This is a genomic window from Chitinophaga polysaccharea (assembly GCF_902150045.1).
GTDB lineage: Bacteria > Bacteroidota > Bacteroidia > Chitinophagales > Chitinophagaceae > Chitinophaga > Chitinophaga polysaccharea_A.
This window is the reverse complement of record NZ_CABFVU010000001.1, coordinates 767,798-786,648: the sequence shown is the minus strand read 5'-3', so window position 1 is coordinate 786,648 and position 18,851 is coordinate 767,798. Positions and strand designations below refer to the sequence as shown.

The following is an 18,851-nucleotide window of genomic DNA, read 5'->3' as shown; positions in this document are numbered from 1 at the left end:
CGACATGAGTGATATTTTTAAGTACGGTATCGACCAGCTCACTGTTGCCAGCGCCATTGATATTGCCGCCGGCAGGATGAAAGGCATACTGGTACCGGAAGTAATTACACGTGTACAAACCAGCTTCGGCTATGTACAAACCATCGTGGCGCAGCATACCACGGTATATGGCATTAACACCGGTTTCGGCCCGCTATGCGATACCAAGATCTCCGAGGAGGATACCCGTGCGCTGCAATACAATATCCTGCAAAGCCATAGCGTAGGCGTAGGAGAAAATATCCCGGAAGAGATTGCCCGCATCATGCTCATCACTAAAGTGCAGGCGCTGGCCCAGGGTTACTCAGGCGTAGCATTATCTACCCTTGAAAGGATCATCTGGCATATTGAGCATGGCATCACACCGCTGGTCCCTGAAAAAGGCTCTGTAGGCGCTTCGGGCGACCTTGCCCCGTTGTCGCATCTCTTCCTGCCACTGATAGGGCTGGGGCATGTGATGTACCGTGGCCGGAAAACAGATACCGCTTCCATGATGCAGCAGGAAGGCATACAGCCGGTAGTACTGGGCCCTAAAGAAGGCCTGGCGCTTATCAACGGCACACAGTTCATCCTGTCGTTTGCAGTGAAAGCCGTGCAACGGCTGTATAATGCGCTGGAAGCCGCAGATATCATCGGGGCTTTATCTCTGGAAGGACTGATGGGCACTGCCAAACCTTTTGATCCCCGCCTGCATGTGATCCGGCCCTATCCGGGCAACCAGCTGGTGGCGCACCGTTTGAAAACGCTGCTGGATAATTCGGAGATCATGTCGTCGCATGTAGACTGCGGCCGTGTGCAGGACCCTTATTCCCTGCGCTGCATGCCACAGGTACATGGTGCATCGCGTACTGCATGGCAGCACCTGCGGGAACTTACCACTATAGAGCTGAATGCCGTTACGGATAACCCGATCATCTTCAGCGCGGAAGACACGATCAGTGGCGGCAACTTCCACGGGCAGCCCATGGCATTGCCGCTGGATTACGCTACAGTGGCCGCTGCGGAGCTGGGCAACATTTCCGACAGGCGTTGTTATATGATGATTGAAGGAAGATACGGGCTGCCGAAATTACTGATACAGGACGCCGGCCTCAACTCCGGTTTCATGATACCACAATATACCACCGCTGCATTGGTAACGGAGAATAAAACCTTATGTTTTCCTGCCAGCGCAGACAGTGTGCCTACCTCGCTGGGGCAGGAAGACCATGTATCCATGGGCTCCATCAGCGGGCGTAAATTAAACCAGGTGATCAGCAACCTGGAATACATCCTTGCTATTGAGCTGCTGTATGCCGCACAGGCGGTGGATTTCCGCCGGCCGCTGAAATCAGGCCCGGTGCTGGAAGCTGTGCATCAATACACCCGCAGGCACGTGACCTTTGCAGATAAGGACCGCATCTTCTCCAACGACATTGCCGCTTTGCATCATATTATTACTGACCAGTCGCTCGTACGCGTGGCCAACGAAGCAGCGGCTAACCATCAACTTAACTTAAACGGACTATATAATGACCAGTTTGGACTTTATTAAAACATATGCAGCTCACCCGCATTATAAAGCGCCGCGTGGTACACAGCTGCACGCCAGATCATGGCAAACCGAAGCGCCCCTGCGCATGTTGCTCAACAACCTCGATGCAGAAGTAGCCGAAAACCCGGACGAGCTGGTGGTGTATGGCGGTATTGGCCAGGCAGCGCGAAACCGGGAATCTTTGCAAAAGATCATCGATATATTATTAACACTTGACGATGAACATTCCCTGCTGGTGCAATCCGGTAAACCCGTAGGTATTGTGCGCACGCATCCCCAGGCGCCACGGGTAATGCTGGCCAACAGCAACCTGGTGCCCAAATGGGCTACCTGGGAGCATTTCAACGAACTGCGCTCCAAAGGACTGATGATGTATGGCCAGATGACTGCCGGCAGCTGGATCTATATCGGTACGCAGGGTATCCTGCAGGGAACCTATGAAACCTTTATGGAATGCGGCCGCCAGCATTTCAATGGTAACCTTTCAGGAAAACTGCTGGTAACCGCCGGTATTGGCGGTATGGGCGGTGCACAGCCACTGGCCGCTACTATGGCCGGTGCGGTGTTCATTGGCGCTGATATTGATCCTGCACGCATTCAGAAAAGACTGGACACCCGCTATATCGACCGGATGACTTACTCCTACGAAGAAGCCATTCAATGGGCGAAAGAAGCCCAGGCTAAAGGTGAAGCCTTGTCTATCGGCCTGGTAAGCGATGCAGGCGATATGCTGGAACGAATGCTGAAAGATAATATCATACCAGACATCCTCACAGATCAAACCTCTGCGCATGACCCGCTGAACGGGTATATCCCCAACGGCCTCACCCTGGAAGCCGCACTGGAGCTGCGTAAGGGCGAGGCTGCAAAATACAGGGAGCTATCGCTGAAAAGCATGGCCCGCCATGTAGGCTTTATGTTGCAGCTGCAGCAGAAAGGCGCCGTTACTTTCGACTATGGCAATAACCTCCGTGAATTTGCACGCGAAGGTGGGGAGCCCAATGCTTTCAACTTCCCCGGTTTTACGCCGGCATATATACGCCCGTTGTTCTGTGAAGGAAAAGGCCCCTTCCGCTGGGTAGCCCTTTCCGGCGACCCCGAAGATATTTACACCACAGATCGCGCGCTGATGGAGGCTTTCCCGGAAAATACCCACCTGATCAACTGGCTGAAACAGGCACAGGAAAAAGTGGCTTTCCAGGGATTGCCCGCACGTATCTGCTGGCTGGGATTGGGAGAGCGTGAGAAAGCCGGTCTTATTTTTAATGAACTGGTGAGAACAGGGAAAGTGAAAGCGCCGATCGTGATTGGCCGTGATCACCTCGACTGTGGCTCCGTGGCGTCTCCCAACCGTGAAACGGAATCCATGAAAGATGGCTCCGATGCTGTGAGCGACTGGACCCTGCTGAACCTCATGGCCAATACCGGCGGCGGCGCTACCTGGGTATCCTTCCATCATGGCGGCGGCGTAGGCATGGGCTATTCCCAGCATGCGGGAATGGTAGTACTGGCAGACGGCACAGACCGCGCAGCAGAATGTTTACGCCGCGTGCTTTTCAATGATCCTGCATTGGGCATTTTCCGTCATGCTGATGCCGGTTATGAAAAGGCACAGGAATGGGGAGAAAAATTTAATATCATCATTTAACAAAGATTACGCGAAGGTTGTCTGACCCAGGATTATGATGATTATGACGATTTTTATTTTGGGAATTTGAACAAAATTTAAGGGAAATAGAGCGGCTAAATTCGCTTTTATCTCCCTTAATTAAATACAAAATCAGTGTAATCAGCGTAATCATCATAATCCTGGGTCAGACAACCTTCGCATACAGCTTTTAATCAATTGCCCATGAAAACATTAATCGGACCTTTTGCCCAGATACTCCCAATGACCGGGCTGTCGCCTAAAGGCACCCTGCACGATGAGCAGTTAACCGTGATAGAAAAAGGCGGGGTAGTGGTGAAAAACGGTGAGATAGTGGCTATAGCGGATTACAAATCCCTGTTGCAGAAATACCCGGATTGCGAGATCGCTTTCCAGGATACACCACTGGTTTTATTGCCGGGATTTATTGATTGTCATACGCACATTTGTTACGATGGTACCCGCAACCGCGATTATGCTATGCGTATCGCCGGTAAAAGTTACCTGGAAATAGCCCGGGCAGGCGGTGGTATATGGGACTCTGTTACCAAAACGCGTATAGCCGATGCTGTTACCCTGGCGGAAAATACAGTAGCCCGTGCCAACCGCCACCTGGCAGAAGGAGTAACCACTATTGAAGTAAAGAGTGGTTACGGCCTGAACCTGGAAGATGAATTAAAGATGCTGCGCGCTATACAACAGGCGGGATTGTACACACCTGCCACCCTGGTGCCTACCTGCCTGGCAGCGCATATGAAACCCCGTGATTATGAAGGCAGTGAAGACGCTTACCTGCAATGGATCTTAGCGGAATTACTGCCGGTGATACAACAGGAGCAGTTGAGCAACCGGGTGGATATTTTCATTGAAGAAACTGCATTTTCTGCAAAGGCCGCCACCGGCTTCCTGCAACAGGCCATGCAGCAGAGGTTTGCGGCTACCGTGCATGCAGATCAGTTCAGCGCCGGCGGTGCTGAAGTAGCCGTAAATACCGGCGCATTATCTGCCGATCACCTGGAAGCCAGCACTGAAAAAGAAATTGCCCTGCTTGCAAATTCTGGTACGGTTGCAGTAGTTTTGCCAGGTGCTTCTCTGGGGCTTGGAATGGGGTATGCACCGGCACGCAAATTGTTGAATGCGGGCGCATGCGTGGCCATTGCGAGCGACTGGAACCCGGGATCGGCGCCTATGGGCGACTTGCTGGTACAGGCAGCAGTAATGAGCGCTGCAGAGAAATTGTCGACCGCAGAAGTGCTGGCCGCAATGACCGTGAGAGCAGCGCCCGCATTGCAACTGAAAGATGCAGGCCAGCTGCTGGCAGGTTATGCTGCAGACATGCAGGCATATCCCACCGCCGATTACCGTGATATACTTTATTACCAGGGTAAAATGAAGCCAACCCTGGTTTGGAAGAAAGGAATTGCAGTATGATAACAAAAGAAAACTACCTGCCCTCCACTGTTGCATCATGGAGCGGACGTACTGATGGTACGGAACCCGACCTGCTGCGCTGGCACCAGGTGATTACCATAACGGACCTGCTACAGGCGCCGCTGCCGGTACTGAAGCAGGGGCAGAAGGGCATTGTGTTCCTTGGCTTTGCCTGCGATGAAGGCGTACGCCGCAACAAAGGTCGCACGGGCGCTGCAGAAGGGCCTGCTGCTTTGCGTAAGGCCATTGCCAATTTCCCGGTTCACTTTAACGCACAAACGGTGTTACTGGATGCCGGCGATATCCTGTGTATCAACGGCGAACTGGAAAATGCACAGCTGGTGCTCAGTGAAGCGGTATATGCCATTCTCACTGCAGGATACCTGCCACTGCTGCTGGGCGGTGGCCATGAAATTACGTATGGGCATGCCCGTGGTATCCGCCGGTATGCCGGCAAACAACAAACAGGCTTTATTAATTTTGATGCGCATTTTGATATCCGTATACCCGGACCGGAAGGCGCCAGCTCAGGCACCGGCTTCTGGCAACTGGCACAGGATGCCAAACAGGACGGTACTCCCTTTCATTACCTGGCACTGGGCATACAAAAGAATGGCAATACCCGTCAGCTGTTCAATACCGCCGGAGAGGAAGATGCCACCTATGTGAGCGCCGATGCTTTTCATTTACAGGATAAAGACACGCTGTTTGCCGCCATACAGCATTTTCTCAGCCAGGTAGATAAAGTATACTTAACTACCTGCCTCGATGTATTTGCAGCGCCCTTTGCACCAGGAGTAAGCGCTACCGCTTATAATGGCATCATGCCGGGAGGCTTGTTCCTCCAGTGTTTCCGTAAAATATTGCAGAGTGGGAAAGTGGCAGGGGCTGATATTGCAGAGTTAAACCCTTCACTGGATATAGACAACCGTACCGCGAAACTGGCAGCTGCCCTGGTTTTTGAAATTGTGATGGCATATAGCGGGGAAGAAGCATTTTAGCGTGTAGCCGTTCACTTTAACGGGTATACGCTAAAAGCCGCCCGCGGCTTTCAGTTCCCTTACCTGCCAGGCGCATTGCGCCAGTTGTTCCTTCATATCTCTTTGCAGCAGCTGTTTCAGCTGTTGGGCATTTACAGGCAGCACGGTCTTTTCTTTTTTCAGCTGTGCCACGGTTGCTTTTACAAACAATAATAGTTCGCTGGTATCATGCCATTGCCCCAGCAGCTCGCCCGCTTTACGGGTGGGCGTGGCCAGGTTTTCTGTGAACACCGCGGGGAGCACCTGTTCCAGTATATTGAGCTGGTAGTATAAAGCCTTTACTTCTTTCCGTACTTCATGCCATACCGTATGATGGGCCTTGCTGGCAGGCACGGTGATCTTTTTATGCTGTTCCTGCAGGTAACTGATCAGCGCGGCGGTAGCGGCTTTGGTGTCTATATCCGCTATTGCATCCTTAAACCTTTCCGGCAGCGTATCCAGTTTTTTCAGAGAGGAAAATTTCACGGTGGCCTGTAACATTTCACTGGCAGTGGCAGCTTTGTTTTGCAGCAGCAGGTGCGCAAATGAAAAGCGCCACGATACCTTTTTTTCATAGTTGCGCAGGTTTTTTTCCTGGAGATGCGTGTCCCTGGAAGCGCCGCCTATAGACTGTATCAGCCTGGCTGTGCGCAGGTGCCTGCCAGCTCCGAAGGAATAACCCGGCAATTGTTTTGCCAGTGAAAAAAATGCCCGCAGTTTTTTTACGCTTACCCGCATGGCGTGAATAGCGGCAGCATCGCCGGGAGCCTCCCGCAGGGTATGGTATGCGGCTGTTACGGTATCGCACTCCTTACGGAGATAATGATATAAGGCAGTTTGTAGCATGCCTTTAAGTTAACGAAAAATTCACCGCGGAGATCAGAATACGATGGTTTTGTTCCCATGAAGGATCACGCGGTTATCGATATGGGCTTTTACCGCCCTGGTGAGCACCTGCCTTTCAATATCCCGCCCCAGCATTACCAGGTCTTCCACGGTATGTTTATGGCTTACCCTGGCCACGTCCTGTTCAATGATAGGGCCTTCATCCAGTTCATTGGTAACGTAGTGAGCGGTAGCGCCAATAAGCTTTACGCCCCTCGTATAGGCGTTGAGGTAAGGTCTTGCGCCTGCGAAAGCGGGCAGGAAAGAGTGGTGGATATTGATGATCCGCTGCGGGTAGCGGCTTACAAACTGCGGAGACAGGATCTGCATATACCTGGCCAGCACGGTAAAGTCTGCACGGTGCTCCTCCAGCAGCCCGATGGCGGCGCGTTCCTGCAGTTCTTTTGTATTGGCGCTAACGGGGAGATAATGAAAGGGGATGCCCAGGCTGGTGCATTCTTTTTCCAGGGCCGCGTGATTCGAGATCACGACCGGGATATCTACCGGCAGCTCACCGCTTTTCCATCTCCATAATAATTCCAGCAAACAATGATCATAAGCCGATACCATGATAGCCATACGCTTACGGCGATCACTGTAATCTATTTTCCATTCCATTTGCAGGGGAATAGCCACCTGCTCCCGGAATGCTGCTTCCAGCGCGGCTTTATCCAGGTTAGCCAGCTGGAATTCCATGCGCATGAAAAATAATCCTTCGCGGGGATCGGTACTGTGTTGACTTGCATCCAGTATATTTGCACCCAACAGGTACAGGAACTGTGAAACACCGGCTACAATGCCAGGCCGGTCCGGACAGCAAATAAGCAAACAGGCGGTGATATGAGGGATTTCTTGTGTTAACATATACTGCCAAAATATAAATATTAATACAATTTTCCCTTGAAAAAGATAGGATTGATGTCGGATACCCATAGCTATTTGCATCCGCAGGTATTCAAATATTTTGAAGAAGTAGATGAAATATGGCATGCCGGGGATATCGGAAATGTGGAATTAGCCGATAAACTGGAAAATTTTAAGCCTTTCCGGGCCGTTTTTGGTAACATCGACGGGGCAGATATCCGTATCCGTTACCCCGAAATCCTGCGTTTCAACCTGGAAGGAGTAGAGGTTATGATGACACATATTGGCGGATATCCGGGGAAATATGCCCCCGGTGTGAAGGAGCAGCTGAAACGGCATCCTCCCAAACTCTTTATCTGCGGACATTCCCACATCCTGAAAGTAATGCCGGACGCGGCACTTCATTTGTTACATATGAACCCGGGAGCATGTGGGCAACAAGGATGGCATAAGGTAAAAACGCTGCTGCGTTTTCAGCTGGAGGCAGGTAATATTCAACAACTGGAAGTGATAGAGCTTCCCTGATCAACAACATTGTTTCAACCTACAACGTTTATGAACCTACGATTTTTAGCATGGCTGGTAATATTGGTATTGGGAGCGGCGCAGGCCAGGGCGCAGGGAAGATTCCTGAAATGGCTGAAGACCGAAAATGATACCGCGTATATAGAAGATCATACGGAAGATATTACCTTCCGGCTGTACGGCTCCCGGAAATATACCAGGTACGATATCATGGACCGGAAAACGAAAACCGATATCCTGTACAGGCCCAACACTCCCTTTAATGTGGGGTTTGGCGCTAATTACCGCTTTATAGGCCTTAATATCGGGTTTAACCTGCCCCTTATCAACAGCAACGACCGGTACGGCAAAACCAAATACATTGATCTGCAGTCGCACGTATACCTCCGCAAAATTGTGGTAGACTTTTACGCGCAGTATTATAAAGGCTACTACATTGCCAATCCGGAAGAAGTATTTGGTAAAGCCTATACCGCTAAAAATCCTTACCCACGGCGGCCTGATATCAGGAATACCGACTTCGGTCTGAATGTTGGGTATATTTTTAACGATAAACGTTTTTCCTACCGCGCTCCCAACCTGCAGAATGAGTATCAGAAGAAAAGCGCCGGCTCCCTGATCGTAGGCGGGGAGGTGTTCCTGGCAGGCATCAAGGGCGATTCTTCCCTTATCCCCTCCAATATGGCGGATACCGCCTTTTTACGGGATGAGCATTATTACAGGACCGGTATTTCCTCCCTGGCCGCCAATGTGGGCTACGCCTATACTTTTGTGCTGAAAGAACATTTCTTTTTATCGCTCTCGGTTACCGGCGGGTTAGGTGGAAATATCACCTCACTGTTCCTGGTGAACGGGGATGTGAGCCGCAAGGTGGGGCTGCAATTCAGCAACACGGTGCGCGCTTCGCTGGGATATAACTCCAGCCGTTATTTTGCGGGGATCCACTACGTGGGTATGAATACCCGCAGCGGCATGTCTATACCACACACCTACCAAACATTTGGTACCGGCAATTTCAGGGTGAGCCTGGTGCGTCGTTTCACCCTGGAGAAGCCGTTGTGGAAAACCAAAACGATCTAGCTCTGCGCCGGCGAGATCCATTTCGACCTGGCAGGCGGCTGGTATCTTTCCATTTGTGATAACAGGTCGCTGATATCATTGCTGCATAACAGCATATCCCGGTTTTCTGCTGTGAGGAAGCCTTTTTCAAACATGGTTTGGGAAAGAGCGGTAAGGGCGTCGTAAAAGCCGTTTACATTCAGCAGGCCTATAGGTTTTTTATGCAGGCCCAATTGGCCCCAGGTGAGCATTTCAAACAATTCCTCCATGGTGCCGAAACCGCCTGGCAATGCGATGACCCCATCGCACAATTCATTCATTTTGGTTTTTCGCTCGTGCATGGTATCTACCAGGATCAGTTCTGTAAGGCCGGTATGCGCCAGTTCCTTTTGTTGCAGGAAATGCGGCAGTACGCCAATAGCTTTCCCGCCTGCGTTTAACGCGCCATCTGCCACTGCGCCCATGAGCCCTACTTTTGCACCGCCATATACCAGGGTGAGGCCGCGTTGGGCCAGTGCTGCGCCCAGCAGTGCAGCCTGTTCCATGTAAATGGGGTCGTGGCCGGCGCTGGAGCCGCAATAAACAACAATCCGATTCATATCTTCTGGTTATAAAGTGTTTAATTCTGCCTGGATGTTGGTCCTGGCGGTTGTTTCATATAATTCCCGGAAAACCCGCGTCACATAGATCACAGGCATATCCAGGAAGTGCTGCAATACTTTTTTACGTCCCGGTATATACACGTTATCCGGGTACACCTGGTATTCCTGCCTGATCTGCCGGGCATATGCCTGGTATGTTTCCGGGGAAGCGCCCAGGATCTGCAGGTCGAAATCCAGGAAGTAGTCCAGGTCCGGGTCCCGGTGGGTATTGATATGTGTTTTGGTGGCGATGATGAAATCGCTGGTCTTGCCGGTTTTTTCCGCGGGATAATTGATCCTGTGCAGATGGGCTACTGCGGCAGCAGCGCTCTGCTCCTCATTATCGGGCTGCAGCGGGTTGTAAATAATATCACGAAAGAAGATGGCAAAGAGCAGCGCTTCCGGATCTGTAAGCTGATGTACATAGGCCTGTTGCAGGATTACCAGCTGCTGAATATGCGACCAGTTGTGGTAATACCTGCCGGGCGACTGGTAGGCCTCCTGCAATGCAGCATAGGAGCTGTTGACCAGCGTTGCAGCGGTATTTGGATGAAGGGAAGACCAGATGGCGCTTAATTGCATATGGTGCTTTTTGGGTGGCTGTAAAAAGGGAACGGGCAGAAAAAGATTCCTGCCCGTTCCTGGTATGTGAAAGCTTTGTATTAAGCTTTTTTGGCAGCTTCTGCACGGATCACGTTCAGGGCGCCACCGGCTTTAAACCACTCGATCTGTTGTTCGTTGTACGTGTGGTTTACAGGGAATTCACTGGTGCTGCCATCTTTGTGATGAAGCACAACGGTGAGTTGTTTACCCGGGGTAAAGGTGGTAAGACCAAGGATATCGATGGTATCATCTTCCTGGATCAGGTCATAATCTTCTTTGTTAGCGAAGGTCAGACCCAGCATACCTTGTTTTTTCAGGTTGGTTTCGTGGATACGGGCGAATGATTTCACCAGGATAGCACGAACGCCGAGGTGACGGGGCTCCATGGCAGCGTGTTCGCGGCTGGATCCTTCACCGTAGTTTTCATCACCTACTACTACTGCGCCAAAGCCGTGTGCTTTGTAGTCGCGCATAGTAGCCGGTACAGCACCGTACTGGCCGGTAAGGGCATTCTTCACGGTGTCGCTTTTATCGTTGAATGCGTTGATCGCACCAATGAGCATATTGTTGGAGATGTTATCCAGGTGACCGCGGTATTTCAGCCATGGACCGGCCATGGAGATATGATCCGTAGTACATTTGCCTTTTGCCTTGATGAGGAGCTTCAATCCTTTCAGATCGGTGCCTTCCCATGCAGCAAATGGTTCCAGGAGCTGTAAACGGTCGGAAGTAGGGGATACTTTCACCTGAACGCCGCTACCGTCAACTGCAGGGGCCTGGTAACCGGCATCTTCTACTGCGAAACCTTTCGGAGGCAGTTCATAACCTACCGGTTCATCCAGCATTACTTCTTCACCGTTCTTGTTTTTCAGCTTATCGGTCAGCGGGTTGAAGGTAAGATCACCTGCAATGGCCAGTGCGGTTACAATTTCAGGGGAAGCCACAAATGCGTGGGTAGAAGCGTTACCATCATTTCTTTTCGCGAAGTTACGATTGAAGGAAGTGATGATAGAGTTCTTACGGTTTGGATCGTCGATATGACGAGCCCACTGGCCGATACACGGACCGCAGGCGTTTGCCAGTACTACACCGCCTACCTTGTCGAAGGTATTCAGCAAGCCGTCTCTTTCGATGGTATAGCGTACCAGTTCAGATCCGGGAGTGATGGTATATTCGGATTTCATTTCCAGTTGCTTGTCGATTGCCTGCTGAGCCAGGGACGCAGAACGGGAAATGTCTTCATAAGAAGAGTTGGTGCAGGAGCCGATGAGGGCTACTTCCAGTTTTTCGGGCCAGTTGTTTTCTTTTACAGCCTGTGCAAATTTGGAGATAGGCCATGCCAGATCCGGAGTGAACGGACCGTTTACATAAGGTTCCAGTTCATCGAGGTTGATTTCGATCACCTGGTCGTAGTATTTGGCAGGATCAGCGTATACTTCTGCATCCGGGCGGAGGTGATCCCTTACTTCATCAGCCAGGGTAGCCACTTCTGTACGTCCGGTGATTTTGAGGTATTCCGCCATTTTGCTGTCGTATGCAAAGAGGGAGCAGGTTGCGCCGATTTCAGCACCCATGTTACAAATGGTGGCTTTACCGGTAGCGCTGAAGCTGTCTGCACCTTCGCCGAAATATTCTACGATAGCGCCGGTACCGCCTTTTACGGTGAGGATACCTGCTACTCGGAGGATAATATCTTTGGCAGAAGTCCAGCCACTCATTTTACCTGTCAGTTTCACACCGATCAGTTTCGGCATTTTCAGTTCCCAGGGTAAGCCAGCCATTACGTCTACTGCGTCTGCACCGCCAACACCGATAGCCACCATGCCTAAACCGCCGGCATTAGGGGTGTGGGAGTCGGTACCGATCATCATACCACCGGGAAACGCATAGTTTTCCAGTACTACCTGGTGAATGATACCGGCGCCTGGTTTCCAGAAACCGATGCCGTATTTATCAGAAATTGAGGAAAGGAAATCGTAAACTTCTTTATTGGTGTCAATAGCAGTTGCCAGATCTTCTGTAGCGCCTACTTTTGCCTGAATGAGGTGATCACAGTGAACAGTGGAGGGAACCGCAACTTTATCGCGACCGCAGGTCATAAACTGGAGCAATGCCATCTGGGCGGTTGCATCCTGCATAGCTACACGGTCCGGTGCAAATTCAACATAGGATTTGCCTCTTTCGTAGGGCGTGGTACTCGGTGCATACAAGTGTGCGTACAAGATCTTCTCAGCCAGCGTCAGCGGGCGACCCAGCATTTTACGGGTAGCTTCCACTTTACCCGGGAGTGCCGCATACACTTTTTTAATCATGTCAATATCAAACACCATGGGAAAAAAATTATTTAAGAGCGGTTAAAAATTGCTCGCAAAATTAACTAAAATCAGCAAGTTTTTAAATTAAATACTTAACAGATAGCCAACTGTGCATAAACTCCCTGTACTTTAACAGTTCCTTAAAATCAATGCAGCATAAAGGGAATACAGGCGAAAAAGCAGCCATGAGGCAAGAATGCTGATATTCAGCCGGGTACGGGATACGCGTTACCAGGCCTTTTTTCCTTGTTTTTCCAGCCGGAATTTGATAAATTTGATGTATGAACCGGATAAAAGACTTCGTGGAATGGAAGGCGTTCGGTGTATGTGCCGCTATAGGAGATAAACTTGGAGTAGCCACATCCCGCATACGCATCTTTTTCATCTATGCTACTTTCCTGACAATGGGGTCCCCGCTCATTGTATATATGATCCTTGCCTTTTGGGTGAATATGAAAAATTATATCCAGAATGCCCGGAGAAATCCATTACGTTATTTATAGATAATTAATATAAAACAAAAGAGGTGGTTCGCGTTGTCTGTGAACCACCTCTTTTGTTTTATATATTGTTGCCGTTCATTCAAGATGAAACAGCGTCATACCGTGATAATGATTCTGTAGCTCATTTAGCGTGATGGGCGCCGTAAGGTTACGGGTTTCATCGCGGTAATGCAGCTGCATGAGGGGATCATGTCCTTCCTCGAACCAACGGATTGAAAAAGGCCCTCTCACATACAACGTTCCACCTGCCGGCGAAGATGCCGACTCCTCTTTATGAAACTGGAGTTTCAGCAGGGTGGCTTCGGTCAGATGGATTGGCTCCAGGTTATCGAGATCATACCAGAACTCATTTTCATCTGTAGCCACCAGCACTTTTTTGTCTTCATGATCTACCTGCAGGATCTTTCCCTCCTTTTCTGCCCCGCCATACTTTGTGATAATGGTATCACCTGATTTTAATTCATGGATATTGATCATAGTGAAGTGGATTTTATGTGTTTCATGAATTTACTGAAAAAAGTGCAAAGCTTCCTATAAAGAAAAGAGGCTGTATCATAACTAACTTAATGGGTGTGAGAATCGCATATACGAAAATTTTCTCCACCCGGTACCCGAGTAAAATCGGGTAAAAGTTATTTATGATACAGCCTCTTTAATATTATGTTCCGGGTATCTTAAAACTTCCTTACAACCTGGCGGAGCTCCACCAGTTGTTCCAGCAATGGTTCCAGCAGATCCAGGCGGAGCATATTTGCGCCATCGGATTTTGCGCAGGAAGGGTCGGGATGCGTTTCAATGAACAGGCCATCAGCGCCTGTAGCAATAGCTGCCCTGGCAATGGTGCTGATCATTTGCGGGTTACCGCCGGTAACACCGCTGGTTTGATTAGGCTGTTGCAGGGAATGGGTGCAATCCATCACCACCGGTTCGCCCAGGTGCTTCATGATAGGAATGTTGCGGTAATCCACTACAAGATCCTGGTAGCCGAAAGTGGTGCCACGTTCGGTAAGGATAATATGATCGTTGCCGGCTCCTTTGATCTTTTCCACGGCAAATTTCATGGATTCGCCGCTGAGGAACTGTCCTTTCTTTACATTTACTACTTTACCTGTTTCGGCAGCAGCCAGCAGTATATCCGTTTGGCGGCAAAGGAAGGCAGGGATCTGCAGCACATCCACGTAAGCGGCTGCCATGGCGGCTTCTGCGGCAGAGTGAATATCTGAGGTAACAGGAACATTAAAGGTTTTACCTATTTTCTGCAGCAGTTCCAGTCCTTCTACATCGCCAATTCCTGTGAAGGAATGTACACTGGTGCGGTTAGCTTTACGGTATGATGCTTTGAAAATATAGGGGATGGCTAAACGTTTACAGATAGTAGTTACTTTTTCCGCTACTTCCATCAGTATCGATTCTTCTTCTATCACACACGGACCCGCAATCAGGAAAAAATTTTCGGGGTTGTACTGCTCTTTAAACAAAGATTTTAAATGCTTCATATGTTGAAAAAATTGGGTCATTTAATTGAAGGTGCAAAGATAGGCATTCTCTGGCAAAGGGAGGTGATGCTGCCGTGTCATTAATGGCAATTGTCATGATATTGTAATCCGAAAACCATGTGCATAACCTGCTGTTAATTTTATTGTTATAGCATTGTCATGCGCTGGGGCGGGGTGTGTGGAAATACGGGGGAACCCGTTAATATTACGCTTCGATTTTAAAAAAAAGCTTACAATTATATTTTGGTATGAAGAAAGATAAGATACTGGTTATTGGCGCCTGCGGACAAATTGGCGTGGAACTGACGCTGGCCTTGAGAAAGATGTACGGGGACGCAAATGTGCTGGCCTCGGATCTGCGTGAGGAGCACGACCTGCTGAAGGGAACCGGTCCGTACGTATCGCTGGATGTGATGAACAAGGAGATGCTGCATGTGCTGGTGATCCGTCATAATATCACCCAGATCTATCTGCTGGCGGCGATCCTGTCGGCCACCGGTGAAAAAAATCCATTGCTGGCCTGGCATATCAATATGCAGAGCCTGTTGAATGTACTGGATATTGCCAAAGAAGAAAATCTTGATAAAGTATACTGGCCCAGTTCTATTGCGGTGTTCGGGCCTGATTCCCCTGCGCAGGAAACGCCGCAGCATACTATCATTGAGCCTACCACCATTTACGGGATCAGTAAATTTGCCGGCGAGCGCTGGTGCGAATATTACAATCACCGCTTTGGTGTAGATGTAAGGAGCCTGCGTTACCCCGGGCTGATCAGCTACAAATCAGCGCCTGGAGGAGGTACTACAGATTATGCCATCGAAATTTTCCATGAGGCGAAGGAACACCAGCAATACACCAGCTTCCTTTCTGAAAACACTTACCTGCCAATGATGTATATGCCGGACGCCATCCGTGCCACCATTGAGCTGATGGAAGCAGACGCCTCAAAGATCACCGTACGTTCCGCCTATAATTTAGGCGCCATGAGCTTCTCCCCGAAAGAGATAGGCGCAGAAATAAAGAAACATATTCCTGCTTTCAGTATGGCCTACCAGCCTGATTACCGCCAGCAGATTGCTGACGGCTGGCCCAACAGCATCGACGACAGCCAGGCGCGCGCCGACTGGGGCTGGAAACCGGAATATGATCTTGAAGCCATGACAAAAGATATGTTGGCGCATATATAATGCTTACCGCCTTCGGCGATCCCCGCACTATTCGATAAAACCCACCGCTACCGTGGTGTTGTTGAATTCGTCGATGAGAATAAAGGCCCCGTTGGCGGGGTTCTGTTCGTAAGGATCTGCAAATACAGGTGCGGCTGTTTTCAGTGTGATACGGCCGATATCATTCAGTGCCATAGAGGTTTTGTCTGTTACCTGAACATGATTGGTAACGTCTGTTACATAATTGATCTGCTGAACTTTTGCCTTCACGCGGTTCACGCCGTGCTGCAACAGGTAGGTTTTACCGGCAGCAAGGGGCAGCTGGTCCATCCAGCAGATGTTGGCGCTTATCTCTTTCAGTTGCTGCGGTATTTCGTTTGTTTTCACGAGCATGTTACCGCGACTGCTATCTATTTCACCTTCCAGGGTGATCACCACGCTTTCACGTGCATGCGCCACCGTTAGTTGTTTCTCAAATTGCTCAATGGTTTTGATGCGGCTCTTTTGCCCGGAGGGCAGGGAAACCACTTCATCGCCTACAGAGAAGTGCCCACTTGCCACTTTACCCGCAAAGCCGCGGAAATCGTGGTATTCAGTAGTTCTGGGGCGGATCACGCTTTGAATGGGGAAGCGGGCCGGATGGTTACGGTCCTCATGATCAAAAGACACCTGCTCCAGGTATTCCAACAATGTGCTGCCGTTGTACCAGTTGATAGCGCCGGTGCGGCTGGCCACGTTTTCACCATACAGGGAGGAGATGGGAATAAATTTCACTTCCTGTCCTTTGAATCCTGCGTTATCTAGCATCTGCTGGAAATCTTCCACTATCTGGTTAAAGCGGGCTTCGCTGTAATCAACCAGGTCCATTTTATTTACACAAACCACCAGGTAGGGAATACGAAGGAGGTTGGCGATAAAGAAGTGGCGGTGGGTTTGTTCCACGATGCCTCTGCGGGCGTCTATAAGGATCAGTGACACCTGTGCATTGGAGGCGCCGGTAACCATGTTGCGGGTATATTCAATATGCCCGGGTGTATCGGCAATGATGTATTTGCGGGTAGGGGTGGAGAAATAGATGTGGGCTACATCTATGGTAATTCCCTGTTCGCGTTCTGCTACCAGTCCGTCGGTGAGCAACGACAGGTCGGTAAAGTCCAGTCCTTTGCGTTTGCTGGCAGCGTGGAGCGCTTCCATTTTATCTTGCGGAATAGAATTGGTATCGTATAATAAACGGCCTATTAAGGTACTCTTACCATCGTCTACACTACCGGAAGTGGCTATACGTAAAACCTCCATTATTTTTATTTTTTGGCTTTCAGCGCCGGGCGTTGAAAGATGTGTTCAATTAAGTTGAGTGTATATAACAGGAAATGCTATTAGAAATATCCTGCCTGTTTTCTTTTTTCCATAGCGGCTTCAGAGCGTTTGTCGTCTATACGTGCGCCACGTTCGGAGATCTTTGCTTCCATGATTTCAGCAATGATGTCTTCCAGTTTATCTGCTTCAGACAATACGGCGGCAGTACAGGTCATATCGCCTACGGTACGGAAACGTACTTTCTGGCGGAACGGTACTTCGTCGGCAGTAGTGTTGAGGAAAGAGGAGTAAGGCCAGTAAAGACCATCGCGTTCTATGATCTCTCTTTCATGGGAGAAGTAGATAGACGGGATCTCCAGTTTTTCACGGACGATATAGTTCCATACATCCAGTTCTGTCCAGTTGGAGATAGGGAATACGCGAACGTTTTCGCCGATGTTGATTTTACCGTTGAGGATATCGAACAGTTCCGGGCGTTGCATTTTGGCGTTCCACTGACCGAATTCATCTCTTACCGAGAAGATCCTTTCCTTGGCGCGGGCTTTTTCTTCATCCCTGCGGGCGCCGCCTATGCAGGCGTCGAACTTGCCTTCTTCGATGGCATCCAGGAGGGTCACGGTTTGCAATGCGTTCCTGCTGGCGTACTTGCCGGTTTCTTCCTGGGCTTTACCCTGGTTGATGCTGTCCTGTACATTCCGGATAATGATATCCAGTCCGAGTGTATTCACGAGCCAGTCGCGGAACTGGATGGTTTCCGGGAAGTTGTGGCCGGTATCTACATGCAACAGGGAGAAAGGTATTTTACCGGGGTAAAATGCTTTCTGTGCCAGTCGTACGAGTGTAATGGAATCTTTACCGCCGGAGAACAGGAGCACCGGTTTTTCGAACTGTGCCACTGTTTCACGAAGTATGTAAATGGCTTCATCTTCCAGTGCCTGAGGAAATTCCCAATTTATCTGATTAGTCATGGACTATAATAATTTATTCAAAAAGCTAATATTTATTATCCGTGCAGCCCGCATTCTTTCTGCGACTGTTCCCACCACCAGCGTCCGGCGCGTGGATTTTCTCCCGGTTCAATGGCGCGCGTACATGGAGCGCAGCCAATGCTGATAAAGCCTTTGTCGTGCAGCTTGTTATAAGGCACTTTATGTTGCTCCAGGTAGGCCAGCACTTCATCGTAGCCCCAGTGGATCAGCGGGTTGAATTTGTAGAGGTGGCGATGTTCGTCCCATTCAAGGATTTCCATGCCCTGCCTGTTTTCGGATTGTTCTGCCCGGAGGCCGGTGATCCATACCTTTACGCCTTCCAGCGCCCTGTTGAGGGGAACAATTTTGCGGATGCCGCAACATTCCTTGCGGTTTTCCACGGATTCATAAAAGCTGTTGGGTCCTTTGGCGGAAATCAGTTTTTCTACTGCTTTGGTATCGGGGTAATACACTTCTACAGGCTGTTTATAACGGGCCATGGTGAGGTCCATTACATCGTATGTTTCCTGAAAGAGGCGGCCCGTGTCCAGGGTAAAAACTCTAACCGGCAATTGGTTACGCCAGATAATATCTGATATCACCTGGTCTTCCTGGCCAAAAGAAGTAGAGAATGCTACAGCGCCGGGGTATTGTTCCAGCAGGTACTGTATAGCCTCCTCCACCGGTTTGTTGACCAGCGCGGTGGTAATGTCTGTCATGTAGATCTTCCTTATTGAATTGATATGTCTAGTGCCAGCGGAGCAATTACGGTTGCTCCTGCAACAAAAATACATAAAACCTATAAAAAAGATAGACTAATAATGTAAAAAATTATTTC

At 49.8% G+C, this 18,851-nt stretch carries 18 protein-coding genes; 8 read left to right on the top strand and 10 right to left on the bottom strand.

Features of this window, described 5'->3' with window-relative positions; all coding sequences use genetic code 11:
* Positions 1–4: 4 nt before the first annotated feature.
* From hutH to hutG, 4 genes are all read left to right on the top strand, one after another.
* A complete protein-coding gene (gene hutH / locus FN124_RS03160) occupies positions 5–1,573 on the top strand; it encodes a histidine ammonia-lyase (RefSeq protein ID WP_142683334.1) in 1,569 nt (522 codons plus the stop codon).
* Entirely contained in the window at positions 1,551–3,221 is a 1,671-nt protein-coding gene (gene hutU, locus FN124_RS03155) for a urocanate hydratase (protein ID WP_142683333.1), read from the top strand. The genes hutH and hutU overlap by 23 nt, the downstream gene beginning before the upstream one ends.
* Positions 3,222–3,425: 204 nt before the next feature.
* Complete coding sequence (gene hutI, locus FN124_RS03150) at positions 3,426–4,652, top strand: imidazolonepropionase (RefSeq protein ID WP_142683332.1); 1,227 nt, start codon at positions 3,426–3,428, stop codon at positions 4,650–4,652.
* Positions 4,649–5,653, top strand: a complete 1,005-nt coding sequence (gene hutG / locus FN124_RS03145) for a formimidoylglutamase (RefSeq protein ID WP_142683331.1) — start codon at positions 4,649–4,651, stop codon at positions 5,651–5,653. The genes hutI and hutG overlap by 4 nt, the downstream gene beginning before the upstream one ends.
* Positions 5,654–5,683: 30 nt before the next feature.
* On the opposite strand, the gene FN124_RS03140 is transcribed toward hutG, so the two are convergent.
* Together FN124_RS03140 and purU are read right to left on the bottom strand one after the other, a co-directional pair.
* Positions 5,684–6,517 carry a CHAD domain-containing protein gene (locus FN124_RS03140; protein ID WP_142683330.1) on the bottom strand — a complete coding sequence of 278 codons (834 nt, stop codon included), beginning with the start codon at positions 6,515–6,517 and terminating at the stop codon, positions 5,684–5,686.
* 33 nt (positions 6,518–6,550) lie between these two features.
* The gene (gene purU / locus FN124_RS03135; RefSeq protein WP_142683329.1) at positions 6,551–7,420 is read right to left on the bottom strand and encodes a formyltetrahydrofolate deformylase; all 870 of its coding nucleotides are present in this window, start codon (positions 7,418–7,420) and stop codon (positions 6,551–6,553) included.
* A 36-nt stretch (positions 7,421–7,456) separates the two neighbouring features.
* On the opposite strand from purU, the gene FN124_RS03130 reads away from it, so the two are divergent.
* Both FN124_RS03130 and FN124_RS03125 read left to right on the top strand, forming a co-directional pair.
* Positions 7,457–7,945, top strand: a complete 489-nt coding sequence (locus FN124_RS03130) for a metallophosphoesterase family protein (RefSeq protein ID WP_142683328.1) — start codon at positions 7,457–7,459, stop codon at positions 7,943–7,945.
* A gap of 30 nt (positions 7,946–7,975) precedes the next feature.
* Positions 7,976–9,025 (top strand): DUF4421 domain-containing protein, encoded by a 1,050-nt coding sequence (locus FN124_RS03125; protein WP_142683327.1) that lies wholly within the window; start codon positions 7,976–7,978, stop codon positions 9,023–9,025.
* Here FN124_RS03125 and FN124_RS03120 read toward each other — a convergent pair.
* From FN124_RS03120 to FN124_RS03110, 3 genes are all read right to left on the bottom strand, one after another.
* Positions 9,022–9,603: an LOG family protein gene (locus tag FN124_RS03120; protein WP_142683326.1), complete on the bottom strand. Its 582-nt coding sequence runs from the start codon at positions 9,601–9,603 to the stop codon at positions 9,022–9,024. The two genes, FN124_RS03125 and FN124_RS03120, sit on opposite strands and share 4 nt — an antisense overlap.
* 9 nt (positions 9,604–9,612) lie before the next feature.
* On the bottom strand, positions 9,613–10,227 hold the full coding sequence (locus FN124_RS03115) for an HD domain-containing protein (RefSeq protein ID WP_142683325.1): 615 nt from the start codon (positions 10,225–10,227) through the stop codon (positions 9,613–9,615).
* Positions 10,228–10,307: 80 nt separating this feature from the next.
* Positions 10,308–12,578 carry an aconitate hydratase gene (locus FN124_RS03110; RefSeq protein WP_142683324.1) on the bottom strand — a complete coding sequence of 757 codons (2,271 nt, stop codon included), beginning with the start codon at positions 12,576–12,578 and terminating at the stop codon, positions 10,308–10,310.
* Positions 12,579–12,844: 266 nt separating this feature from the next.
* Here FN124_RS03110 and FN124_RS03105 point away from each other — a divergent pair, with 266 nt between their 5' ends.
* Positions 12,845–13,066, top strand: a complete 222-nt coding sequence (locus FN124_RS03105; RefSeq protein ID WP_089894158.1) for a PspC domain-containing protein — start codon at positions 12,845–12,847, stop codon at positions 13,064–13,066.
* A gap of 75 nt (positions 13,067–13,141) precedes the next feature.
* On the opposite strand, the gene FN124_RS03100 is transcribed toward FN124_RS03105, so the two are convergent.
* Positions 13,142–13,543: a hypothetical protein gene (locus FN124_RS03100; RefSeq protein ID WP_142683323.1), complete on the bottom strand. Its 402-nt coding sequence runs from the start codon at positions 13,541–13,543 to the stop codon at positions 13,142–13,144.
* 197 nt (positions 13,544–13,740) lie between these two features.
* Positions 13,741–14,562 (bottom strand): 3-deoxy-8-phosphooctulonate synthase, encoded by an 822-nt coding sequence (kdsA, locus tag FN124_RS03095; protein ID WP_185937072.1) that lies wholly within the window; start codon positions 14,560–14,562, stop codon positions 13,741–13,743.
* A 248-nt stretch (positions 14,563–14,810) separates the two neighbouring features.
* Here kdsA and FN124_RS03090 point away from each other — a divergent pair, with 248 nt between their 5' ends.
* Positions 14,811–15,749 (top strand): NAD-dependent epimerase/dehydratase family protein, encoded by a 939-nt coding sequence (locus FN124_RS03090; RefSeq protein WP_142683321.1) that lies wholly within the window; start codon positions 14,811–14,813, stop codon positions 15,747–15,749.
* A 27-nt stretch (positions 15,750–15,776) separates the two neighbouring features.
* Here the strand turns inward: FN124_RS03090 and FN124_RS03085 are convergent, their stop codons facing one another.
* From FN124_RS03085 to FN124_RS03075, 3 genes are all read right to left on the bottom strand, one after another.
* Entirely contained in the window at positions 15,777–17,024 is a 1,248-nt protein-coding gene (locus FN124_RS03085) for a sulfate adenylyltransferase subunit 1 (RefSeq protein WP_142683320.1), read from the bottom strand.
* An 80-nt stretch (positions 17,025–17,104) separates the two neighbouring features.
* The gene (gene cysD, locus FN124_RS03080; protein WP_142683319.1) at positions 17,105–18,013 is read right to left on the bottom strand and encodes a sulfate adenylyltransferase subunit CysD; all 909 of its coding nucleotides are present in this window, start codon (positions 18,011–18,013) and stop codon (positions 17,105–17,107) included.
* Between the two features lie 35 nt (positions 18,014–18,048).
* On the bottom strand, positions 18,049–18,732 hold the full coding sequence (locus FN124_RS03075) for a phosphoadenylyl-sulfate reductase (RefSeq protein WP_142683318.1): 684 nt from the start codon (positions 18,730–18,732) through the stop codon (positions 18,049–18,051).
* Positions 18,733–18,851: the final 119 nt, after the last annotated feature.